The sequence below is a fragment of the Enterococcus sp. AZ048 genome (assembly GCF_051715125.1).
GTDB classification, from domain to species: Bacteria; Bacillota; Bacilli; order Lactobacillales; family Enterococcaceae; genus Enterococcus_A; species Enterococcus_A gilvus.
Map to the genome: position 1 here is coordinate 1,758,240 of NZ_JBIOTD010000001.1, position 22,428 is coordinate 1,780,667.

At 38.9% G+C, this 22,428-nt stretch carries 22 protein-coding genes, 1 tRNA gene and 2 pseudogenes; 6 read left to right on the forward strand and 19 right to left on the reverse strand.

Translation table 11 applies throughout. From position 1 onward, the window contains the following. Position 1 precedes the first annotated feature (1 nt). The 4 genes from IGI66_RS08590 to IGI66_RS08605 all read right to left on the reverse strand — a co-directional run bounded on the left by IGI66_RS08590 (position 2) and on the right by IGI66_RS08605 (position 3,681). Complete coding sequence (locus IGI66_RS08590; protein ID WP_010780451.1) at positions 2-1,090, reverse strand: DUF871 domain-containing protein; 1,089 nt, start codon at positions 1,088-1,090, stop codon at positions 2-4. Then, positions 1,087-1,350, reverse strand: a complete 264-nt coding sequence (locus IGI66_RS08595; RefSeq protein ID WP_431379625.1) for a hypothetical protein — start codon at positions 1,348-1,350, stop codon at positions 1,087-1,089. Before IGI66_RS08595 ends, IGI66_RS08590 begins: the two co-directional genes overlap by 4 nt. A 65-nt stretch (positions 1,351-1,415) precedes the next feature. Next, a complete protein-coding gene (locus tag IGI66_RS08600; RefSeq protein WP_010780449.1) occupies positions 1,416-2,765 on the reverse strand; it encodes a PTS sugar transporter subunit IIC in 1,350 nt (449 codons plus the stop codon). Between the two features lie 214 nt (positions 2,766-2,979). Further along, positions 2,980-3,681 carry a GntR family transcriptional regulator gene (locus tag IGI66_RS08605; protein ID WP_010780448.1) on the reverse strand — a complete coding sequence of 234 codons (702 nt, stop codon included), beginning with the start codon at positions 3,679-3,681 and terminating at the stop codon, positions 2,980-2,982. Between the two features lie 180 nt (positions 3,682-3,861). Between IGI66_RS08605 and IGI66_RS08610 the strand changes: the two genes are divergently transcribed. The 5 genes from IGI66_RS08610 (at position 3,862) to IGI66_RS08630 (ending at position 7,344) form a co-directional block, all read left to right on the forward strand. Next, positions 3,862-4,464 carry a DUF1349 domain-containing protein gene (locus tag IGI66_RS08610; RefSeq protein WP_438848522.1) on the forward strand — a complete coding sequence of 201 codons (603 nt, stop codon included), beginning with the start codon at positions 3,862-3,864 and terminating at the stop codon, positions 4,462-4,464. Positions 4,465-4,819: 355 nt separating this feature from the next. Beyond that, a complete protein-coding gene (locus tag IGI66_RS08615) occupies positions 4,820-6,172 on the forward strand; it encodes a Y-family DNA polymerase (protein WP_438848524.1) in 1,353 nt (450 codons plus the stop codon). A 24-nt stretch (positions 6,173-6,196) separates the two neighbouring features. Beyond that, positions 6,197-6,601, forward strand: coding sequence for a hypothetical protein (locus IGI66_RS08620; protein ID WP_438848526.1), 405 nt, complete (start codon positions 6,197-6,199; stop codon positions 6,599-6,601). Further along, positions 6,601-6,894, forward strand: a complete 294-nt coding sequence (locus IGI66_RS08625) for a DUF5960 family protein (RefSeq protein ID WP_438848528.1) — start codon at positions 6,601-6,603, stop codon at positions 6,892-6,894. Before IGI66_RS08620 ends, IGI66_RS08625 begins: the two co-directional genes overlap by 1 nt. Before the next feature lie 195 nt (positions 6,895-7,089). Continuing rightward, positions 7,090-7,344, forward strand: coding sequence for a hypothetical protein (locus tag IGI66_RS08630; RefSeq protein ID WP_438848530.1), 255 nt, complete (start codon positions 7,090-7,092; stop codon positions 7,342-7,344). A gap of 344 nt (positions 7,345-7,688) precedes the next feature. Here the strand turns inward: IGI66_RS08630 and IGI66_RS08635 are convergent, their stop codons facing one another. From IGI66_RS08635 to IGI66_RS08645, 3 genes are all read right to left on the reverse strand, one after another. Next, the gene (locus tag IGI66_RS08635; RefSeq protein ID WP_438848532.1) at positions 7,689-8,156 is read right to left on the reverse strand and encodes a hypothetical protein; all 468 of its coding nucleotides are present in this window, start codon (positions 8,154-8,156) and stop codon (positions 7,689-7,691) included. Then, positions 8,156-8,539 (reverse strand): Panacea domain-containing protein, encoded by a 384-nt coding sequence (locus IGI66_RS08640; RefSeq protein ID WP_438848534.1) that lies wholly within the window; start codon positions 8,537-8,539, stop codon positions 8,156-8,158. The genes IGI66_RS08635 and IGI66_RS08640 overlap by 1 nt, the downstream gene beginning before the upstream one ends. A gap of 162 nt (positions 8,540-8,701) precedes the next feature. Next, positions 8,702-8,774: transfer RNA gene (locus IGI66_RS08645), tRNA-Met, on the reverse strand. A gap of 466 nt (positions 8,775-9,240) precedes the next feature. On the opposite strand from IGI66_RS08645, the gene IGI66_RS08650 reads away from it, so the two are divergent. Beyond that, the gene (locus IGI66_RS08650; RefSeq protein WP_070621707.1) at positions 9,241-9,435 is read left to right on the forward strand and encodes a CsbD family protein; all 195 of its coding nucleotides are present in this window, start codon (positions 9,241-9,243) and stop codon (positions 9,433-9,435) included. Between the two features lie 72 nt (positions 9,436-9,507). Here the strand turns inward: IGI66_RS08650 and IGI66_RS08655 are convergent, their stop codons facing one another. The 12 genes and pseudogenes from IGI66_RS08655 to IGI66_RS08710 form a co-directional block, all read right to left on the reverse strand. After that, positions 9,508-10,515, reverse strand: coding sequence for an N-acetylmuramoyl-L-alanine amidase (locus IGI66_RS08655; protein ID WP_438848536.1), 1,008 nt, complete (start codon positions 10,513-10,515; stop codon positions 9,508-9,510). 13 nt (positions 10,516-10,528) lie between these two features. Beyond that, positions 10,529-10,741: a phage holin gene (locus IGI66_RS08660; protein ID WP_438848538.1), complete on the reverse strand. Its 213-nt coding sequence runs from the start codon at positions 10,739-10,741 to the stop codon at positions 10,529-10,531. A 12-nt stretch (positions 10,742-10,753) separates the two neighbouring features. Then, positions 10,754-10,996: a hemolysin XhlA family protein gene (locus IGI66_RS08665; protein WP_438848540.1), complete on the reverse strand. Its 243-nt coding sequence runs from the start codon at positions 10,994-10,996 to the stop codon at positions 10,754-10,756. Between the two features lie 45 nt (positions 10,997-11,041). Next, the gene (locus tag IGI66_RS08670; RefSeq protein ID WP_010740102.1) at positions 11,042-11,167 is read right to left on the reverse strand and encodes a CD1375 family protein; all 126 of its coding nucleotides are present in this window, start codon (positions 11,165-11,167) and stop codon (positions 11,042-11,044) included. A gap of 37 nt (positions 11,168-11,204) precedes the next feature. Continuing rightward, positions 11,205-11,318 (reverse strand): CD1375 family protein, encoded by a 114-nt coding sequence (locus IGI66_RS08675; RefSeq protein ID WP_016176407.1) that lies wholly within the window; start codon positions 11,316-11,318, stop codon positions 11,205-11,207. Then, positions 11,319-11,657, reverse strand: a complete 339-nt coding sequence (locus IGI66_RS08680) for a hypothetical protein (protein ID WP_311854587.1) — start codon at positions 11,655-11,657, stop codon at positions 11,319-11,321. Positions 11,658-11,670: 13 nt separating this feature from the next. Then, positions 11,671-11,967: pseudogene (locus IGI66_RS08685) on the reverse strand (BppU family phage baseplate upper protein); the annotation flags it as partial. A gap of 465 nt (positions 11,968-12,432) precedes the next feature. Further along, positions 12,433-12,762 (reverse strand): annotated as a pseudogene (locus tag IGI66_RS08690) (BppU family phage baseplate upper protein); the annotation flags it as partial. A 66-nt stretch (positions 12,763-12,828) separates the two neighbouring features. After that, entirely contained in the window at positions 12,829-13,878 is a 1,050-nt protein-coding gene (locus IGI66_RS08695; protein WP_438848543.1) for a hypothetical protein, read from the reverse strand. Beyond that, positions 13,878-14,903 (reverse strand): phage tail protein, encoded by a 1,026-nt coding sequence (locus IGI66_RS08700; RefSeq protein WP_438848545.1) that lies wholly within the window; start codon positions 14,901-14,903, stop codon positions 13,878-13,880. The genes IGI66_RS08695 and IGI66_RS08700 overlap by 1 nt, the downstream gene beginning before the upstream one ends. An 8-nt stretch (positions 14,904-14,911) precedes the next feature. Next, a complete protein-coding gene (locus tag IGI66_RS08705) occupies positions 14,912-15,733 on the reverse strand; it encodes a phage tail domain-containing protein (protein ID WP_438848546.1) in 822 nt (273 codons plus the stop codon). Then, entirely contained in the window at positions 15,734-22,357 is a 6,624-nt protein-coding gene (locus tag IGI66_RS08710) for a phage tail tape measure protein (RefSeq protein WP_438848548.1), read from the reverse strand. It abuts the gene before it with no gap. Positions 22,358-22,428: the final 71 nt, after the last annotated feature.

Genomic DNA, 22,428 nt, shown 5'->3' on the forward strand with positions numbered 1-22,428 from the left:
CCTACTTTTCTGTAAATTTGAATTTTGACCAAGGATGAATAAACGGTAATAAGAGTTGCTCATCTGCAACAATCTGTCCGACTTTATTTTTGCGTGAATCTTTATGGGCGCTTAGCACCACTTGCAGCTCATTCTTGTATTTGCCAAAGTCATCGTTTCCAATCACGATGTCCCCCGGTTGAAATTCGATCTCATTGTCATGGGGAGCATTTGCTTCTTGACCATATTTTTTACGAACGAATGTTGAGCGAACCATTTGATCCGTGATATCCCCACGACGGTAATGTTGTTCATTCAATACGATCTGCTTTTCTACATCATTGATTCCTGCAACAAATTCGACAGAAAATTCTGTTTGGTAACGATCGACGTCGCCCATTGCCTTCAACTCTTCTTCGGAGGCATAGGCATTTCCGATGATCACATCGTCAATCAATTTTGTCGCAAATAAGTGTTTTGTCGCAACTTCCACTGGTAAATGACGGTGCATCTCTAGAGTTGGCAACCCATCATTGATGTCCCATGGTCCGATCGTTCCTACTTGTGAAGTCACAAAGGCTGCCGTTCGTATACCCTTAGCTTTGAAACGCTCACTGCATTTTACAAAGAAATCAAAGGGCAGTGCAGTTCCCTCTTGAGGGTAAAAATTATGGCACCCATACAAATAAGGCGTATTGGCTTCATAGGTCAGGATGTTATCTAAATAGGCCACATCATTACTCATATTCAATTCGATTGCTACACCAAAGGGATTGTACGTGAGCATCGCCTCTTTGTTTCCATCAAATCCCAAGTCTAAACGAATCCCGTCTGCTCCTAATTCATGGAAGAAACTCATGTCATCATAAGAGATTCCCAGTTCTTCAAAAATATTCGGTGCAACATCTAAGATCGTTTCATAGCCTAAGTCCTTCGCAAAGAAAATCAGTTCTTTAAACTTCTTTTTAACGACCTCTTTGCCTTCAGTGACTTCCAGCATACTCATAAAAATACGACCAAAGCCATACTTATGGGCCAATTCAATGTACGCTTTATCCTGGTTGATATCACTATGATCCGGATAAACCGAAATTCCTAATACACGTTTCATACACTTTTTCCTCTTTCCATCTCATCGATTTTTGACCGGTATTTGTACGCAATCAATGACGCAGTACAAATAGTGACTGTCATTACTAAGAAAGACGCAATATTCAGCGCTACACCTAGTACTACGGCAAACAGGATAGTTGCCAATGAACCAAGTAAAATGTAGCGAAGTTTCATCTGTTCAAGTTTTGCTGGTAGTTTTCCCTTTTCCAGATAAATATGACTCGCTAGAAAAAGAAGGATCAAATAAATAAAGTTCATAGTATCACCGAAGAGGATAGTCCTTTGACCATCCTCTCTCCTTTCTACGATTGAATAATTCTTTTCTAATTCGAAGTTGCACCTTGTAAGTTTGCAGCTTTTTCTTTTTTCGCTTTCTCTTCCGCTTCCAATTCTGCCGCTTCACGTGCCAATTGCTGCTTTTCAAACACTTTGAAGAACGGATAATAGATAGCCATGGAGATCAGGAAGTTCACAATGACCAGAATTGCTGCGGCAATACTCCAATCCGTACTCATCCAAGCGGCGATCGGTGCTGGAATGGTAAAGCCATAACGAGCGACCATCATTGGGATCACCCCTGAAATGGTTAAGAAGTAAGAAAGGGTTGTTGTCACTAACGGTGCTACGATAAATGGAATTCCCAATAACGGGTTCATGACGATCGGCGCCCCAAAAATCATCGGTTCATTAATATTGAATAAGCCCGGCAAGAAAGATAGACGTCCTAAACTCTTTAAGTATTTCGATTTTGAGAACATAAAGAATACGACTAATGCCAAGGTCGTCCCCGCGCCACCAATCCAGATAAACCATTGTAAGAATTGTTCCGTAAAGATATTTGGCATTGCAGTTGCACTTGCACCATCCGCAAAAGCTTCCATATTTTCAGCAATCGATAATTCCCAGAATGGACGAATAACCGGTCCCATGATCGCTGGTCCATGAATCCCTAACACCCAGAAGAAACAAATCAAGAATACAGTCAACAAACCACCAAACAAACTATTCCCAGCTAACACATCTTTAAACGGCATTAATAAATTACTCAAGAACCCATTGATATCAAATCCGATCATGTGTCGAATCACCCAAAATAGAACTAAGATCGCGCCCCCAGGAATCAATGCCATAAATGAGTTCGTTACCTCTGGCGGAACCCCATCCGGCATTTTGATCGTGATGTTCTTTTCGATAAAAATACGATAGATTTCAACAGAAATGAGTGCTGTCACAATTGCCCCAAACAATGAAGCCGCGCCAAGATTGGCAATGTTCAAGTACCGTCCTGCATCAATGACACCCTCCACATTGTCAAATACTCGAATCGGCGGAGCCGCTGTTACGAGAAAAGCCATCACAGACAAAATGCCCGCTGTCAGAGAATCGACCTTATAGCTCTTCGCCAATTGAGATGCGATCCCAAATGTTGCGTAAAGTGCCAAAATACCTACTGTATAACGAAAAGGAATGTCTAAAATTGCTAAATACGGTTCAATCATTGCAGCAACTGAAGGAATTGGGAAGTTTAAAAAGATCGTGAAGAATGATCCGACGATCGTCAACGGCATCGTCGCGACGATTCCTTTCCTGATCGCCATCATGTGTCGCTGCGTTCCAATCTTGTTCGCAAAGGGCATCAATTTCTGTTCAATCGAATTTACTAATCTGTCCATTTTTTAACCTCCGTTTATAACGTTATAATGTTTACAAACGAATAGTACCATATTCAGTTTTTGCTGTAAACGCTTTTCAAGTTTATTTTTTATTTTATTTCTATAAATATTGAATGAATATAACTAAAACAACCGCGCTTAGCCCTTCATTTTAACAAGAATATTCGCGATTTTAATCCGATTAAAAAAACTGTGATGAACAATCATCACAGTTTTATGTCTCGTATTCAATTTGGTATGCATGATCAGAGGTATTATAAAGCCCCTCTGAATACTCAATCACTTTTCCATTGTAATCGTAGGATTTCCGAATTCTTTTCAACGCAAGCTGTTCCTCTGTTTGAAGAAGCGTCTGCTCTTCTGGCGTCAAGGCAATCGCCACAAAATCATCCATAAACCGTTCAATATCCAATTCATTTTGATAAAGGATTCTATACAGTGATTCCTGCTCGAGCGCTTCTTTAGTAACCCTTTTCAATCCCGTAGGCAAATAATGCGTAAAATAAATGTACGGTTTCCCATCTAGCGAATACATCCGTTGAAAGCAAATCGCCTCTGAGCCGAAATACTTAAACGCGTTGTCCTTATCCGTCAACGCTACTTTCTTTACATCCAAAATCACCTTTTTGACTGCTAAGTTCGAATTTTCCAAAATCTGAGTAAAGCTGATCGCTTTCGATAATTTATTATAAGGACGCTCACTCAAAACAGTCGTCCCTTTTCCACTTTTCTTCTCTACGTATTCATCTGCTGCCAGTAGCTCAATCGCTTTTCTCACGGTGATCTTACTTACATTAAAAAGCTGCTCCAGCTCCGTTTCGGTCGGCAGCATCGTTCCAACTGGATACGTTCCAGAAAAAATATCCTCTTTTATTTTCTCCGCAACTTCTAAATAGAGTACACGTGTTTTCTTCATACATTCCACCCTTCCCAATAACCGTTCTCCATTTACTTAGAATAGCATTTAGCGGATTGTTTGCAAAGTTTTGTCTCGATGTGGTTGATTTCTCTTACTTTGCATAAACTTTTTCTTAGCGAATCGCGTCGATTTTTGCTACCCTTTTAATAAGACAACTGTAAGGAGGGCTTCGATTTGATGGATTTAAAAAATTTTACCTGGACGCGTTTCCCAGAAAGCTTCACCTTGTTAACAGAGGGGATTGAGGTCGTCACAAGGCCTCACACAGACCTTTGGCAAAATACCTATTATCATTTTCAAAACGACAATGCCCCCGTTTTCCAAATGGAAACCGAAGAAAAATACTTCAGTTTTATTGTAAAAACAGAGTTTTCAGAAAGTCACCATCGCTTTGATCAATGCGGGATCGTTCTGTATTTAGACAGCGAAAATTGGTTAAAGGGCTCTATCGAATATGAGAACGACTCCTATCAGCATTTAGGAAGCGTCGTGACGAATAACGGGTATTCCGATTGGGCGACAACGGAAATAGAGGCCTCTATCCACTCCATGTGGTACCGATTGAGCCGACGAGAAGATGATTATCGCATTGAATGCTCTGTGGATGGGGAAAATTTTCAGCAGATGCGTATCTGCCATCTGATCAATGGAAATGGTAAAGTGCGCTTTGGCATCTATGCTTGCTCCCCCGAAGACTCTTCATTTAAAGCGGTTTTTACAAAAATGCAGCTAACGGACTGTCAATGGCCTGCTCATGAGGGGCAACAGCCAGATAAATAACTAAAAAGAGAGCGGTCCTATAGAATTAGGCCGCTCTTTTGGTATAAAAAAAAACCCTTGATTTCTCAAGGGTTCGAAAGACATCTTTCGAATTAACGACGGATTTCTTTGATACGAGCTGCTTTTCCGTGTAATGCACGTAGTCATAGGCGCGTTATTCAATAGGTATTAAACGAGTATAAATCACTGTCATATAGGGGTTAATTAGCAACCATGACTATCCAAAGGATGTCATGTTATATCAACCATTAGTCATTTTTTGCCCCTTTTTTGCCCCTTTTTTCATTCTTAAGAATCTGTTCGCTTTACATTTTAGAACATATGTTCGTATAATGTGCATGAGAGGAGAATTATTATGGTTGATATTAATTTCAGGTATGAGCTAGAACCACATCGAGATTATGCTTTTATTGATATGAAATCATTCTATGCCTCGTGTGAATTGGTCTCTCGCGGATTACATCCCTTAAAAGAATTGCTCATCGTAATGAGCACCGCAGACAATACGTCAGGCTTGATTCTTGCGAGCTCTCCTGCTGCAAAAAAAGAATTAGGGATTACAAACGTTGCGCGCCGATGGGACTTGCCAACAGAAATCGATAATCCTCGTGTAAAGGATTTGATCGTGGCACCACCACGTATGCGATACTACATCGCTGAAAACTTGAAAATACAAAATGTTGTCCGCAAATATGCCGCTGATGAGGATATCATGTGGTATTCCATCGACGAAGGTGTTGTTGATTTAACAGCATCTTTAAACTATTTTGTACCTGACGAAACTTTAAGTCGCTCTCAAAAACTGGATATTGTGTCGCAGCGTATTCAGCAAGATATTTTGCGAGCTACCGGAATATTTTCCACTGTGGGGATGTCAAATAGCAATCCCCTACTCGCAAAGTTGGCGCTCGATAACGAAGCAAAACACAACCACAACATGAGAGCATTGTGGAACTATTCAGACGTACCTTCCAAAGTATGGGCGATTCCAAAGTTAGATGATTTTTGGGGTATCGGTGGGCGGATGAAACGTAACCTAGAAAATATGAATATCAAGACGATAAATGAACTGGCACATGCATCGCCTGAAAGGTTGCATCGAAAATTTGGGATCATGGGTCTCCAGTTGTATCACCATGTAAACGGGATTGATCGATCAAGACTACAAAAGCCGTACATACCAAAAAGTAAAAATATTGGTAATAGTCAAGTTCTACCTCGTGATTACGCTGGGTACGAAATGCCACTCTTAGTAAGAGAAATGGCGGAACAAGTTGCTATCAGATTGAGACGACGTGATGCCAAAGCGACAACAGTTCACCTGTTCATCGGATATAGTCGAGATGAGGCATCAAAAGGCTTTAGCCGTCAGACAAAAATATTAGCAACTAACGATACCAAAGAACTTACAGATAACTTGATGGTCTTATTCAATAAGTTTTATGATGGACGTTCGTTCATTAGAAACATTGGTGTAACTTACTCCAATCTTGTTTATGATGGTGGTTCCCAACTTGACTTATTCGAAGATCCGTCTGATCAAGAAAAACGAATCAAAATTGACAAAGCAATGGATTTAGTACGTGAAAAATATGGATTTGTCAGTATTGTAAAAGCAAGTTCCACATTAGAAAATGGACGAAGTATAAAGCGAGCTGGTTTGGTTGGTGGTCATGCTGGCGGTGCTGGTGGTTTGGACGGTTTATAAAATTGAATTGAGAGGATGATTTAAATGGGCGAAGCATTTATGGCGTATCATCCTGACCCTTATGTTAGAGGATACGACGACAGAGGCATGGCGAAATGGATGGGATTCTATTTAAGTGAGCATACATCAGAGATGGAAAAAGATAATACAGTAAGAACAAAAGTGTGGCTTCGAAAGGAACCCATGAGTGATTATGAAATTGGTGAAGTCCTTGATGTTGCATTTAAAACACATAGTCAAGTGATAATCCAAACTGCCGAATTAAATGATGAAGGCACTGCTTTTGAAGATATAATAGGCGTTGTCGAAGGTCATGATGGAAATACACTTTATGTATCTGACGTTGATTTTGGAGTGCAACTCGTTGCGATTGATTCTATCAATAATATTCAAATCGCCGATTGCATGAAATGGAGTTGTATTTCCTAATGCTTAATACAGATGATCTTGGGTTTGACTATCACACTGAAAATAGCGAGCGATTTACTAAAGATTTTATGAACTATGTGATCACAGATGTCCCCCTTTTCGCTTTACAAGACGAATTATTATATTTAATGCACAAACGAAATCTAACTAATTTTCGAGTTCCGGGTTATAAATGTGTTGATGGTCAAGATCATATCTTTTATTTTGAGGTTCGAGCTATCAGCGAAAACTCACGGATTAAAGTTTATTCTTACAAAGGAATCGATCTGGAAAAACGTGGAATGATAAAGTAGGAGTTTTAGTCATGAATTCAATCTTTCAATATGAACAAGGATATATTCCCTTCTCCAAACTACAACTAATTCTATGGGATTTTGGACCGAATCAAATATATGAAGTTGGAGAAAAGTGTTTTGAGTTTTATTGTTGCAAAGCTAACGGTCTTCATAATTTTGATTACTACATACTAAAATATGGGAGTGGTTTAAATGCTAAGCATGAATGGTATTGTGAGTAGCGTAAAGATTCTAAAGTATTCGGAGCGTCCCCTCATCTATTTTAAGCTTGATGATACTAGCTGCTTGATTGCTGGTCACTCGTTGAATTTTCTTGCAGATGTAGAGGATGGAATGCGGATCGCTGTTGCTGGGGAGTACAATAGTAGGAAACAGTTTGTGGTGAAAAAATATGCGGTCATTGGCAAGACGAAGATTATGATGGAGTTTGAAATGATGAGAATATAAATACCCACTCTCTAGTAGGATAAAGAGTGGGCAAAAGAAAGCGAGAGTGGACTACTCTCTATTTAGTAGTTTATCACTTTTAGGTTTCAGTGCAATAAAAAAAACAGGCACCTATCGCCAGGGTGCCTGCCCTCCCTAAAAGGGAGTAGAAATGGATAGTTTCTGATTGTTAGTTTAGCATAAAACGTTTTCAGCAACAAGAATTATACTATCTTAACACAAAAAGAGCACCCGATTACTCGAATGCTCCTTGTAGAAAATAAAGATTTTCTTGGATTGATGCTATTATACAATGTAACGCTTACATGTTCAATAGAAAAAAGGTCTTAGCTCTTGCTAGGGTCTTAAGTATGCTTCTTTTTTGAAGGGCAAATTTCATGGTCACAATCGAGCCATAACACTTCGAATTCTCCTGTTCGAAGAATACCAAAAATTCTCATTTTCCCAGTTATTCTGAGAGAAAATAATTGATCTTCGACAATACCTAAATAATCCAACCTTTGGCCAGCTTCCTTAATCATATCAGACACATTAATAAAATGATTATTTTTTTTTGCATTAACTTGAATATCATTCCAAGTCATACTTTCAAAATCTGCTAACTTTTTTAATGTTGACCCCATATCGGAACAGTTATTAAAATTCCATTTTTCATGGGTGTGATCAATTCTCTTGAACTTCCAAACTGGCTTACTATTTAGATAGGCCCGTGCATCGACTACACTTTTTGCTTCTTTAGGAGATATTTCTTCTGCTTGTATTACTTTTTTCTTTGAAGGTTTTTCCCTCTGTTTTACTCTCTTATTTCCCATTACAAACTAGCGTAATACTCCATCATCAGGTCTTTTTCAATTACATCATTGCTCGATTCGCCGCTAGGTAAGTCTCCCCTAGTTTCTTTCCAAGGGCGTTCTTTATGGGTTAATTCACTCAAATAGTGCGAGCCATGTTCTTTATAAAAATCTAAGACAGTATCCATTGTTTCCAATTGTTCATCTGTAAAATTATGATCAGAGTATTCACTTAGAAATTCTTCATCAACTCTATAAATGCCACGATGTTTATTAAAAAGTTCTGGACACACCGGACCGTTGGCCCACGCTTGAAAATCCTCATCAAAAAGAGGCTCTTCGTCCCAAGCCAACGACCAAGCTTGACAATAGTAGGTCAGCTTCTGTAGTTTCATTGTAGTCATAGAGCCAACATTCTCTATGATGTATCTAGCTACATGCTGTACAGTACACATTGTTTTCACTCCCTTTTCATTCTCATACTATCAATAAACATCGATTATGTAAACAATTCAGCACGCAACTGTAATGAAAACGTAATATTATTTTTCATAAACAATCTTTTACGTACCCCGCAGGCCTCGAACCCGCATCTTCCGATATGAACCGGGGTATTCTACCAAATTGAACTAGGGATACTTTTAAAATAACTATGATTATTTTTTCTTCATGTTAAAATAAAGAAATAGAACGTCAGATCTTCCCCACAGTCTACTTACTCTAGTAGCTGCATCTGACGTTCTTTTCTTATGGGCATTTATTTCCCATGACCTTAAATTTACATAGAAATCGTTTTCTTTGCAAATGATACACTCATGGAAATGTAAGATACACTAAAAAACAACCAGCCTGCACATGACTGGTTGCTATCAGAATGAAACTTAGTTATGAAAGAAGTAAGGTTTCACGAAAACCTCACCTATATTTATACCTTTATAACTTCCTTTTTGCAAGCGGTCTCTTCTTATTTTCTAACTTATTGATATAAAAATAAAGGCCCTTGCTTGCTTGGATATTTATTATTTTTAACCTTAAATGTATATGATTTGCTTTAACTTTTGAACTACTACTATAATATGCTTAGAAATAAAAGGAGGGCTTTATTATGACAGACAAAGGTTTTACGGACAAAGCTAAGGGTAAAGCGAAAGAAACCACTGGAAAAGTAACTGGTGATAACAAAAAGAAAGCGGAAGGCCTACTTGATCAAGCTGTTGGTAAAGTAAAAGAAGTAGCGGCAGACGCAAAAGAAAAAGTTGAAGATATTACGGATGACGTTAAGAAAAAATTAGACAAATAATTGAATCTACAAAAGTAATTAGACTAACATATACCCTCTACAACCAACTAAGGCTGCAGAGGGTATTTTCCTTTACTTAATATCGTGATACCAGCGAGTCTCATAGAAATCTTGATGACCACCACTGACATTACCAGTAGCATCATTTGTTGCACGAGTCATAACAATTACTGACTTGCCACTAAATTGTTTCGCATTGAAGTTCACATCGTAGCCAACACTTCCCGTTGTACGATAGGCTACGTTCACATCTGGTCTCGCTACTCCAGGTGCTTTTTGTCGTGCCAATTCTTTGCCAGTGGTCCGATCAATAATAAATACATATTGATACTTGTAATTAGCGATATGCCAACCACGAGCCTTCAAGGTGTTTCCGATTCTCCCCCATTGATCAACATGAGCATGGTTGCCTTTGCCATCGTTCAGTACAGAATATCCTGAGCCTGCGGTAGTTGGATCTACAGGTTTGCTTGGTGTCGGCGCAGGTTTGTTTTGATTTGATTCAAAACCATACTTCACATCATGCGCAAATTGCGCTTGGGAGACACCCTGACTTGCTAAATAGCCATACGGGTCCGTATGATCGCCCCACCAATTCGTAGAAATGTATTGGTGACTGATGACCCCTTTGCCGCCTACTGGACTGTCTACAGTAAGAGGAATATTAAACCGTTTCGCACTGTCACGAATTAATTCAATGTAAACTTTATAGTTCTGTTTAAAGAGCGCTGGGTTGGGTGTGGCTTGTAACTCAATTTGTACGGGAGAATTGGAATTCGCATACGAACCACCTCCGTACTGCACATATCCTGGTTCACCTACTTGGTAAACAATTCCATCCCCAACGATATAAGCAGTATAGGCATTTGCCCAATTCCGTTTCATGAACGTCGCTTCGTTACGACCTGTTGCATTTGGATTTGCAGTATCATGCGCCACAATATAATTTGGATTTGCTCGAATTGAACTCCCTTCACCAGGTCCTAAATTAAATTCGTTGTTAACCGTGTACGCAAGCCCATGAATCGGCAATAAAAAAAGAGCCATTAAAAGGCTCAATAAAGTAATTTTCTTTTTCATTCTAGTCCTCCTACTATTCTTTTTCATCATCGGGAAACATCTTGTATGTCCGGTTGGACACCCCTAAAACTGTTCCCAGAAAAGCGCCTAATCCAGTAATGATAATTACTACAACATCGGTATATTCCCAGTTGACTGCCTTTCCTACTAAGCCAACAAAAGTGGCCAATGCAGGTATAACAATTAATGCAATCCATTTAAGAATTTCAAATGTCCTATTTTGCATGCGATTCACCTCCTATAACTTAGTTAAGAAATAGCCTAATATAGTAATACCTAAACCGATCATGTACCCCCATGACCATTTATTGTTTGCCTTCATTTCCTTTATGTCTTCCGCATTGTTAATTGCTAAGGCATGCGCTTTGTCGGCAACATCTTTTGCGCTGTCTGCTTTTTCTCTCAATATTTCGTAGTTATCCAATTTTGTTTCAATACGAACCAATCGTTCTACGACATCCTGTAAGGCATCCTCTTTCATAACTCACCAACTTTTCTAAAAATAAAAAGCACACTCGAAAGTGTGCTACTCTGCTAATTCTGGTAAATCCATATCCAGTAAGATTTCTCTCACTTGTTCTCGGATCAGACCAGGTACTTGTTCGATCGTCTTCTTACCTTTGATAATCAACGTCGCGTAGACTACTGCCATTGTATTCACCTCTTTTCTGAGCAAATAAAAAGCAATCCTAAGCCGCAATTTCTGCGTCCAAGATTGCTTGAACTTCTTTTCTGATTGTTTTAGGTACTTCTTCAATAGTTCTCAGACCTTTCTGGATCAAACTGACATAGATATTCGCCATTTATTTAGCCTCCTTGCTTGCAGGAACCAACATCTCATAAACCTCGGCTATCGCTAGTTGCGTATCCGTCATTTGAATTGCTTGTTCTTCAGCCGCCTTTTTTAACTCTTCGTTTTCTCTTTTCAGTTTCTCTAGTTCGGTGACGTCATCAACAGCGCTACCTTTCTTCTCTTCATCTGTTGCCATTTCAATCCATCTATTATTTTTAAAATCAAATTTTGGTTTCCAGCTCGGAACTGGAGGTTCAATTTCAGTACAGCCAACTGGAATTTTTTCTGAATCTTCAACAATGATCTGTTCAAAGCCAAAAGGTTCCAACGGTTTATATGCGATTTTCATAAATACTCCTCCTTTAAGCCCTGACGAAAGTAACTTCAAATGTATAATCTGATGCGTAATTAGAATTACGTCGCCATCTCACAACGCCGTCTGCACCAATTGATATTTGGGCTGAATTCAGTGCCGAACGGTCAATAGATCCAATTAGCTTTTCAAAACCAGTCGGTGGTCTACAACCTTCCGGAATAGTTAAAATCGTTGAATCATTTCCGCCACCACTTTTTCCATTTAGTGCCGTAAAATAGATGGTGACAGACTTTCCTTGCCAGTATAATCTAGCATTTCCAGAATTTCCATTAACGACGGACAAATTAACACTATCGGATGGTAAATCGTCTACTGTTAGTACTCTTTTTTTATTCACTAGGAGGTTTCCAACGAAGTCTTTAGTACCCGAAATTGTATCGTTCCCAGATAAGCTAATAAACTTGTTCGCTACCCATTTGCTTATAGCTTGGGATACTCTAAGTGGCGTCATCGGTTTAGTATTATCTTCACCAGCTTCTGCTTCTTTTTCAGTCGCCAAATCTTCGCTACTAAAAAAAAGGTCATCTGCTTCAGGTTTAGGGTAAAAGTTTCCCTTTTCAAATTCAGTTAAAGCAGTGGATAAAGCTGTGTTCACTTCAGTAAATTTTCTATGAAATTCTTTAACGATTTCATTCTTTTCTCCTCCAAAATCAATGATAGCCTTGTCCAGCTTCTTCTTCATGTCGACAAATTCTTTGTTAATCTCACTGAATCCTTGCCAATAATAATCTTCCAATTCAGGAACATCATCATCGATCGGGCTTCGTTTAACGTCAAAAGAGAACCGGCCGGCAGTATCAAGTGATCGCGAATCAGGTAATTCAATATAAACCGAGCCATCTACACGGCCAACATAACCCAAAATATTGTCTTCTAAAACAATAGAAACTATCCCTTCTAAAGCATTCTCAATTACGGCATGGTAAATGTGACGTCCTTTTCCCTTAGCTGCTGTGTCTGAATTGAACTCTAAAAGGATCGGAACGGTTGTTCCTTGAGGTAAGGTCTGATTTATATGATCTTTTTTCAACTGAATGATCAGTTTAGCAGTCCCTTTGTCGTGGGACCAAAAAACCACACCAGTAGGTATAGGAGTGGTTGCTTCAGCTTGAATTACAACGAGCTCTTCGCGTGTTTTAAACAATTATAACACCGTCCCTTTGGCGATTATCAGTCCTGATCCTATTGTTTGGTTAAGAGTAGTTCCAGCCACGTTATTATTAGTTCTGAGTGTCGAATTTTCAGCGCAAGCGACAACATTGTTGGCCGCTCCAGAGTTATTACCTCCAACTCGTAATTCTGAACCAGTATCCGCATAAAAAGCTATATTTTGATTTCTAATATCGCTCTTCATAAAGTGCAAATTTGAATTTCCAGAAGTTTGAACCGTTCTATGATCAGTTAAACTTTTCGTATTTTCTCTAAATGCGCACTTTTCAACTGTCATAGATCCAGAATCAGTAATAGCTACAGCATACTTGTATTTGATGCTGGCAGTTTTAATTTGATCAACAAATTGAATGCCGTATAACCAAAATTGAGATGTACAATTGGAGGCCCAAATGGAACGTACCTTAACAGGCAATTCACTATCCCCTATACCTTCTGTACTACTTATCGGCTGCTGAATTGATCGAAAACTGATTTTAGGTGCAATGACATTCGAAATTTTTACGTCTTCTAAATACACTCCTGCATCGATAAAAATAGTAGTACTTGAACTATTGATAAAAGGAATTTGATTGACAGCGGTTTGGATTGTTTTAAACGGCTTTGCTTCTGTTCCATCTCCTGTTTCGTCACTTCCGGTTTCATCAGACACATAGAGAGAGATGCTAGATCCGTTGGAATTATACAACAAGCGAATCACTTCGTTTAGTTGAGCTATTTGTTTTTTCTGATTGCTTTGTGCCAAACATAAATCAGATACATTTTCATCATTTTTGTTTTCTGCAGCAAGCAATCTGGATTCAAGGGTTTCGTAGGTTTTACCCTCATTATTAACACGAGCATCTACCACTTCATTAGGTGAATCTCCGCCGCTATGCAAGACTAGATTATCAATTCTCTTGTCAACGACGTCAATTTTTTGATTTTGGTCACTTGTAATACCGTTCAAAATATCCACATTATCGTTGAACGTTTTTTTCCATTCTGTTGAAATCCGATTTTTAATGAGTTTTAGTAGTTCCACTAAATCACTCCTTTCCTAGCTAAGTTTGCTAGTATTGATGTCATTGTTTTCTTCGTATTTGATAACGTGATTTCAGGCGGTTTATTAGGCAATGCAGGGTACGTCTTAATTCCCACAATTTGAATGTACGTTTTTATATTTAACGGTTCGTAAATAAAAGGTACATAGTCACCTTTTTGTGGAGTAATCCGCCATTTTAAGGTTACTGAACCACTGATTGAAGGATAGTCTTGTAAATCTTTTTTTAGTCGTTCCGACATGTTCCCCGAGACTGTATATCGCTCATCTTCTACCGGGTCTTGTATCCGTATTCCCCATTTCTCCGATTCGGGAGAAGTGTAAGTAATTGGAGAGAAATAATACGTATCATCTTCCTTTTTCTTACCAAAGCCTTTAATCTGCGTTTTCAACGAATAGGTGTCTATATCGAACTTCACTGAATCTGTGTTGTATTTGTATCGAATCTGCTCCTGAACTTTATCCCCGAACTCTGAGCGTGGATAGAATGTTAAATGTTTATTATCAGGGATTACCACCGCATCATAATCACTCAATATTTCTTCAATCAACTTTAAGTAATTCGCATTGCCAAAGTTTTCTTGTTCTACAGTTAGAAACTTTTTATTTGCATCCACAACTTCCCAAGTGAATCCTCGATTTCCTGCGCTGAAGATATGAGAAAGTAGTTGTTGTATACTTTTCGCTCCGTTCGGCTGCAGAGTATTGTATTGCCTTCCATCTTGGATCGTGTAGTAAACATGCGTAGCAGTAATACTCTTAGTTACTTGTGCCCCTTCGCCAGAGGTCGTCATAGATTTGATAATGAACTCTTGACCATTGAATAAAACAGAATTTTCATAATCAATAAGGTCGAAAACATGGCTGTTTACTTCTGTCTTAGTCACATCTAAGCTAACTTCCCATGTTTCATTCTGTTGCCAATTCTCAAAAAAAGAGTCCTTGTTATAATCAACAAGGATCTCCTTTTTTGTCTTTTCGTAATTCTGAATGATGATATTTGTCACTTTATCACCTACTTATACAAGTAACGGAAATCCCAAGTTGATTTCACGTTTGCAACATTTTGAATTTCTATTTCGTTAATCCCAGGAACTAAAGTGATCAGACTTAAGTTTGTGTCAATACCGCGATTAATACCATTTAGTTTAGGGTACACACGGTCTAGCGTGACAGTCTGTCCTAAATTTGTTGAAAATTCAGGATAGTAAATAAATCGATCGCCAGTCGTTCGGTTGAAAATTGTAGCATTACCCAGCGACTCACCTTGAAGAGTGATTTTCAAAGCATGTTCTCTTGGATCAATCGCAAAATCTCCAGCATTAAATACTTGGAAACGGCTTACATCAAAACTGTACTTATAATCCGCAGCTTCAAGATTTTGTGAGAACTGCCACTCGTTCGATAAGCTAAATTCTGACAGTGTGGTTGAGAGAGATTCAGAACAAGCACTAGGAACATCGAAGGTGATTTCTATAGTCGAGTAATCATTTTCTTCTTCAGTAAGTTCAAAATTAACTGGATTCACTCTAAATCTTTTTCCTGGACTCAGTTCATGTGTCACATAATACTGAAAACCAGGAATAAAAATTTGATGCAGTTCTGATACAATCAGTTCTTTGTCATATTCATTTTTATAGAATATGTCAAAAGTAAGAACTAACTCGAAAGGACGAAAGGAGGCATTTGATTCTCTGCTTCCATTCGTCCCTTCAAACTCTTCATACTTAACTTCGTATATAGGAGCCTGTCTCTTTATTTCTTTACAGACTATTTTATCTTTAACTTGTGGATCAAACAGATTTCCACTCTGATTAATCAATAACTTGTAGAACAATTAGAAGCCACCTCCTATCGTATAGCCTAATTTATTCAAATCGCTCCCCATCAAATCATTTGCAGCATTTCCAACCGCTTCACTGGTTATTCCACTTTCCTTGCTCAATATCGCTCTCAAAATTCGCATCAGATCACTATGTTGCTTTTGTTGTTGCTTAATCAGTGTTACCAACTCTGCTGTATTATCAACGCCAGCGGACTGTTTCGAACTATTTTTATTATCCCCAGCCAGAAATGCTAAAGCTTGTCCCATTAGTTCTATCGCTCTCGTTTTGCGAGTTAAGGGAATCACCATTTCCGGTTTGTTTCCTTCACCTGCTCTATAAAGACCATCTTTATTGATTAAGCCCCCATTTTCGTAACCATGTCCTCGGCCGATCACACCTAGCATATTCGCTCCGTATCGATTTTTAGCATAACGGATTGCTGCCAACATGTTATCAAAACCGTTCATAATATTACCGTGTCCTGGAAAAGCATTTGCAGCAAAAGTTCCTGGTTTAGTCTGTAATAATCCAGTTGCGTTTCCGTCAGCCAGACCATCATTACCTCCAATTGCTGAAGGATTTCCTCCTGATTCGGTCTGAATCTGAGACATCCAGGCATTCACATATGCTTGAGAAGTAGGCAGTCCATTCATTTTAAGTGCTTTCTTAATAGAAGGACGCCAACGTTCAACAGAAGCCCCACTTGGTGTAGGAAGTCCTCCTGCCACATCCGTTCCAGCTTTAAAAATGTTTCCTGATCCCAAAGAACCGTTCAAATGAATATGATCATAATGATCGCCATCTGGCCAAGGGACCCATTGTCCTGTTGCAGCTTGGCCTGACATTCCCACACGGTCACGTACTCTACCATTCGTAATCACATAAGCAATCTGTTTAGGGAATTTCTCGAAGGCCCAATTTGCAGCTTCCGTGTATCTAGGACTTCCGTAAGGATACCCAGAGATATCTAATGCTTGATGCTTACCATGCCAATAAGGATCTCCCGGTCTATAACCAGAAGTGATAGTTAGTCCTCCAAATTTTGACATAACTTTTTGTGCAATATCCACTAAGTATTGGTATACATTATTGGCATTCATAGCTCCATCAAAACTGCCACCACCAAACGAATCTTCGACTTGCTTTTGTGCAAAAGGATAGGCCGCGCTTGTCATTAACTTAACGCCATCTTTTGTCATTCTCTTCCAAGGTTCCGCGATACTATTGTAGTCAATTCTTTGGTCTACAACTTTCCTAAACGCTCCCTCATCATCAATCAAATCAAAGATATCAAAGTCATCCGTTCCATTGGCATAATGCGGAATATCGAAACCTTTCTTTAATTTCTTAGTAAGACTTGCATTCAGTACTTGCGTCCCTTTAGGAAGGTTGACCAATAGGTCCTTTCCTTTGGCAATGAAGCCTTGGCCATCCGGCATCTGAACATACTCTTCATGAACAGGACCTTTTTGATCGTTGATCATCGCCAATCCGCCAGGGTGTCCGTCAGTCCCTTTGGCATATTGTGGAACAGTCCAGTTTCCTAATTTCTTGTCGGATTCAACCTCTTTTAGAACATAGTTAACACCGCCGATTACCCCATTGACACCTTTACCGATTCCACCAACCATCTTGTTCGCTACACCGTTCATCGTTGATGATAACGAACCACCCATTGAGTTTAACCCGTTGATTAACGATTGCATCAAGTAACTACCAGCGCTATAAAATCCACCATTCTTCGATCGTAAATTACTAATCGAATCATTTCCCAATTGGTTAACTCTAACTATAAATGATCCATACAACGAGTTCCAACCGTTTAAATTATTCTGTTGCCAAGTACGGCCATTGTTGTACATAGGGGTATTGTAACTCCGAAGAGTCGTCATCGCTTGATTACAGAAGGTCTTGATTAGATTGATAAATGTTCCTGTTAAACTGTTCCAACCATTCATCAAGTTTCTATTCCACGTAACACCTTGCAAATAATTCGGATTGTTTTGATTTTTCAATTGGGTTAAGTAGTTAGAAATAAATACGGACTCACTCTTCATGTAAGACGGAACAATTGTATTCCAGCCATTCATAAGATTCGTCATCCACATTGTGCCGATCATCGTATATTGTTCGCCTTGATCTAACAATTGATCTATAGTCAGTGTTTTTAAAGCTATGGAGCTTTGTGTAGTGGGGATAACTGATTTCTCAGTCATCGTTCCAACTGTGTTTGAATCGATAGATTGAGGCTGCATGGTTTTGAACATCAGAATTAATTCATTTATTGCCCTGATAAGTTCGGTAATTTCAGAGCCAGAAGTGATCACTTCGCCTATACCGTCGGCATAGCGAGGTATGAGTTGTTTTGTTTTAGAAGCATTCAAAACCTTTGAACCTTTTGGCAAATCTGGTAATAAAATGTTTCTACCCTGTGGAACAAAAGGTGTTCCACCTTTCGGAATGACTAACTCTTTATATAGCGATCCTCGTTGATCATTAACAATTGCGGGACCGCCTAAATGATAGTTTGTACCTTTTTCAAATCCAAGCGCTTCTTTGACACCTTTACCAAAATCTCCGACGAATTTTAATGTCTTTGTAATCACTGATGGCTTTTCATTGAATTCATCAAAATCTTTACTAACTTTTCCAATCTTGTCAGATGCTTGATCATCGGCTTTGAGTGTTTTTAAATTAGGTTCTATCTTTTTGTATTCGTCTAAAGTAATAGACCCGTCTTTTACTTTTTGTTTTAAATCAATATTATCAGCTAACATTTTTTTAATGTTGTCTGGAATTGATTGCCATGCAGCGTAAGTTTTTTCGGAACCAAACACTTTATCTAGCAAGTCGGAATTATTTCCTAAAATCTTTTTTTCTTGTTCGGGTAATTGATTCCATCGATTCATACTTGTTTCGGAAGTCATCAATTTGCCCAAGAAATCAACATTATCAGCTAATATTTTTTTCTCTGAATCTGGAAGGGAATTCCAACGAGCAAATGATTGATCAGAACTATAGATTTTTTCTAAAATATCGTAATTATCGCCGAGCAGTTTTTTTATATCAACAGGAAGAGAGTTCCATTGATTCATTTTTTCTTCTGAACCTTTAAGGGTTTCTAAAAAAGAAATGTTATCCGCTTTTAGATCTTTTATTTGTGGCTTGTATTCATCCCATAACCCTAAGTTAAGCATTGTCTCAGCCATGGTTTCTGGAGTATTAGAATATAAGAATGCATTTTTTTGTTCTAGACTAAGTTCGTTCCATTTTCCAGAGTCTTCTAATGCTTTGTACATAGTTTGGGAAAACTTATCTTGTAAAATAGCTTTTTTATCTTCCCAAGACATTCCATCCCACCAGTTATTTGCAATAGCTGCCTCTCCAACAATTAATTTCGCATTAGAGTTTAGCTTTGCATCATGAATAACAAAACGCAAATCATCCCATTTAGCACTATCTTTTGTGGCCTCGATTACTTCATCTTTAGCATTAGTTTTTACTTCTCCCGTTTTTTCATCAAAAACTAAAGAATTCCACAATTGAGAAGCCTTTTTCCCTTGCTCACTAGATTCATTCGCAGTCCATGACAACTTGTCTGCATTCTTCTTAGCATTTTCAGCTATTTGATTAGCCATGCTTGTCGAGTTCCGAAGAATTTCATCATTCATTTTTATAGCTTCAGTTCCAGCTTCACCCATGCTACTAATTAGTTGTCCGTTTGCGAAGTAAACTTCTTTAGATAATTCTGGATATTTTTTTGCAATCGTTGCTATTTGTGCATCGAATCCATCTGTAGTAGTTTGATTAATTTCATCCCAAGCAGCAAGAAATTTTTGAGCAAATTCCCCATCGAGATTGTAACCTAAGTCCTTCAGGTACTTTTCTTTCTCTTCTCGGCCTTTTTGAGCATGCTCCTGAGCCGCTTGCCTCTGTTTTCCTAAGGATTGCAACCAAAGCTTGGCTTCTCCTTCGGACGCTTTCGAAACATCACCGTTCATTGCAGCGAGTATCTTTTTCTTTTCTTTTGCAGAAACATCAAGAGTATCAACGTATGCTCGAGTCGTGTTTTCAGCTAAGTCTTTAATTATTTTCGCTTCATTTACACTAAGTTCACGGTCGTTATTAGCAGCATTCTTTTTAATCTCAGATATTCTTGCAGTATTCTCTTGAATCGTTTTTAATGCAGTTTCAGCTTTTTCTTTTTCATCTTCAACCATTTCTTTGGTAGCTATATCAACTGATCCAGGTAACTCTTTTATTAACTTATCTAATCCATCAATTTTATTAATCAAACTCTGTTCTATGGTTTGTCCAATGGTTTCAAAGTTTTTAATCATTTGACCAGAATCTGTCGCAAATCCTTGTTGCATTAATCCGAACTGACCACTGGCAGTTTGTGTGTTGGTCTGTACTTTATCTAAAACCGTATCTGTTGTTTTTCCTACGTCTGTTCCCCACTGACCTACACGTTGCGCAGAATTCCATGCCTCTTCGCCGAATAACTTCCATGCTCCATATCCAAGCGCTAAAGTTCCTCCAACACCCGCAACTCCAATAAGAACAGGAGATAACGCTCCTAGTGCGCCGGTGAAAGCACCAATTCCACTGATTCCTGCCGCATTAGTAGCAGCAGTTCCAAATTTTGAAATTTGAGTTCCAGCAGTTGCCATTTGTGGACCAATTTTGCCAGCAGATTCACCAGCTAATAAAAGTCCACTAGAAAAACTAGCCAGCGCCTTTTTCTCAGCTGCTTTAGCGGCTAAGTCTACAATTCCGCCAGTCAATTTGCCGACAGCAGTTTGAGTCTTACCTATTAATGTAGCCCCAGTACCAAGTAGTTTTAATGTTGGACCAGCAGCAACAGCTACACCGCCCCACTTCAAAATACTCGTTTGTTGCTCTTTGCTTAACCCTGAGAAGCCTTTTGCCAAATCTCCTAATCCTTTTACTAAAGGTTTAGCAGCTTTTAAACCGTCTCTTAAGGCATCCACAAATGGACCGCCAAGATCAATCGCTGCATCAATTGCTTCATTTTTCAACATCTTGAGTTTTGATTCAGTAGTTTCATACCGTTTGTTAGCTTCCGCTGTTAATGCTGAGTTCTCTTTCCAAGCCTTATTACCTTGCTTAATTGCGTTGTCGAAGACACCACTGGCATTTGCAGCACGTAACAAGCTATCTCGTAGACGAACTTCTTTGATGTCCATGTCATCTAACATTCTAATTGCAGATGTTCCTTGCTTTTCAGCTCCAGCCAAGCCTTGTATGAATTTCATGATTGCTTTCGAAGGATCTTTTTTGAACATTTTTTCAAATTGCGTACTAGTTACCCCAGCAACATTTGCAAAGTTATCTAATGATCCAGCAGATTTGTTTGCTTCCTTATACATCTTCTTAAGTTCGGAAGAGGTGAATCCCATCTGCCCAGCGACCGTTTTTAGACTTTTACCGCCATCTCGTACAGCATGAACAACGGTTTCCCATGCTACACCTTGATCTTGTGCATGACCCTTTAACTCATCAAAAGCATTTCCGCCCTTTTCAACGGCTAATTGCATTTGAACCATTACTTTTGATATCGCTGAACCACCAGCTTCAGCTTCAACACCAACAGAACTCAATGCTGTAGCAAAACCAAGGATATCACCTTGACTCATTCCTACCTGTTTACCGGCACCAGCGATTCTCAGAGCCATCTCTGTTATCTCTGATTCCGTAGTGGCATAATTGTTTCCTAAGTCTACAATTGCTGAACCGAGTTTATCAAAGTCTTTCTGACTCATTTGTGTAATATTCGCAAAACGAGCCAACGAAGTTGCTGCCGTTTCAGCAGACATATTCGTTGACTCGCCTAAATCGATCATCGTTTTAGTAAATGATTTTACATTCTGAGTTTTGATTCCTAATTGCCCGGCTGCTTCTGCTACTTTAGCAATTTCCGAATGGCTTGAAGGTAACTGTTTTGCTAAATCTCGAAGGCCTGACTCTAAGTCCGCGTAGGAATATGTCACGTTTCCATTCGAGTCAACAACTTCGTCATTGGTCTTTTTGACACCGGCAAAATCACTTTCCCATGAAATAGCTGCTTTTGTAACCGCTGCTGATCCAGCAAGTAAAGGCGCCGTAACTCCAACCGTCATAGCAGTCCCTACACCTGATACTTTTTGACCAAATGATTCAATTTTCTTACCCGATTTAATCCACTGCTCAGATTGTGTTTTTAGCTTCCCTGTTATTCCCTCTGTCTCAACTTTAACACGCGCCATTTGACCTACTGTCGTTTTCATTTGCGCTTCAAAACTAGCTGATTTAGCTATCGCTTGATTCAATTCACTAGCATATTTTGCAGTAGCAGTAGTTGCCTTTCCATTTGCATCGAAGCTTTTATCATACTGTTCCTTTAGCTTGCCCATGTATTTTTCATTGGAACTAAGCGTCTTGCTAAGTCCGTCGTATTTTGTTTGCAAAGCGCCCAATTTATCACCCGATGAATTCATTACTTTCATCTGTGATTGCATGGCTTTCATATTGTACGCAACACTTTTTTTTGCTCCATCGAGTCCTTTTGAAAAGGCAGAACTGTCTAGGTCTAAGATAACCTTCATATTGCCTAACGGTTTTCCGTTTGCCATAATTTTCCTCCTTTCCTAAATAGATTTGACGAAGTCTTTTAGGTCGACTTCTTTAGTCTCTTTACTTACTT

Excerpts from the sequence above, each read along its gene's own strand:
- IGI66_RS08600 (WP_010780449.1), bottom strand. The coding sequence starts at position 2,765 with ATGGACAGATTAGTAAATTCGATTGAACAGAAATTGATGCCCTTTGCG.
- IGI66_RS08665 (WP_438848540.1), bottom strand. The coding sequence starts at position 10,996 with ATGAAAGAGGATGCCTTACAGGATGTCGTAGAACGATTGGTTCGTATT.
- IGI66_RS08660 (WP_438848538.1), bottom strand. The coding sequence starts at position 10,741 with ATGCAAAATAGGACATTTGAAATTCTTAAATGGATTGCATTAATTGTT.
- IGI66_RS08595 (WP_431379625.1), bottom strand. The coding sequence starts at position 1,350 with ATGAACTTTATTTATTTGATCCTTCTTTTTCTAGCGAGTCATATTTAT.
- IGI66_RS08630 (WP_438848530.1), top strand. The coding sequence starts at position 7,090 with ATGCTAAGCATGAATGGTATTGTGAGTAGCGTAAAGATTCTAAAGTAT.
- IGI66_RS08610 (WP_438848522.1), top strand. The coding sequence starts at position 3,862 with ATGGATTTAAAAAATTTTACCTGGACGCGTTTCCCAGAAAGCTTCACC.
- IGI66_RS08680 (WP_311854587.1), bottom strand. The coding sequence starts at position 11,657 with ATGAAAATCGCATATAAACCGTTGGAACCTTTTGGCTTTGAACAGATC.
- IGI66_RS08670 (WP_010740102.1), bottom strand. The coding sequence starts at position 11,167 with ATGGCAGTAGTCTACGCGACGTTGATTATCAAAGGTAAGAAGACGATC.
- IGI66_RS08710 (WP_438848548.1), bottom strand. The coding sequence starts at position 22,357 with ATGGCAAACGGAAAACCGTTAGGCAATATGAAGGTTATCTTAGACCTA.
- IGI66_RS08675 (WP_016176407.1), bottom strand. The coding sequence starts at position 11,318 with ATGGCGAATATCTATGTCAGTTTGATCCAGAAAGGTCTGAGAACTATT.
- IGI66_RS08615 (WP_438848524.1), top strand. The coding sequence starts at position 4,820 with ATGGTTGATATTAATTTCAGGTATGAGCTAGAACCACATCGAGATTAT.
- IGI66_RS08640 (WP_438848534.1), bottom strand. The coding sequence starts at position 8,539 with ATGACTACAATGAAACTACAGAAGCTGACCTACTATTGTCAAGCTTGG.
- IGI66_RS08605 (WP_010780448.1), bottom strand. The coding sequence starts at position 3,681 with ATGAAGAAAACACGTGTACTCTATTTAGAAGTTGCGGAGAAAATAAAA.
- IGI66_RS08635 (WP_438848532.1), bottom strand. The coding sequence starts at position 8,156 with ATGGGAAATAAGAGAGTAAAACAGAGGGAAAAACCTTCAAAGAAAAAA.
- IGI66_RS08590 (WP_010780451.1), bottom strand. The coding sequence starts at position 1,090 with ATGAAACGTGTATTAGGAATTTCGGTTTATCCGGATCATAGTGATATC.
- IGI66_RS08625 (WP_438848528.1), top strand. The coding sequence starts at position 6,601 with ATGCTTAATACAGATGATCTTGGGTTTGACTATCACACTGAAAATAGC.
- IGI66_RS08655 (WP_438848536.1), bottom strand. The coding sequence starts at position 10,515 with ATGAAAAAGAAAATTACTTTATTGAGCCTTTTAATGGCTCTTTTTTTA.
- IGI66_RS08650 (WP_070621707.1), top strand. The coding sequence starts at position 9,241 with ATGACAGACAAAGGTTTTACGGACAAAGCTAAGGGTAAAGCGAAAGAA.
- IGI66_RS08620 (WP_438848526.1), top strand. The coding sequence starts at position 6,197 with ATGGGCGAAGCATTTATGGCGTATCATCCTGACCCTTATGTTAGAGGA.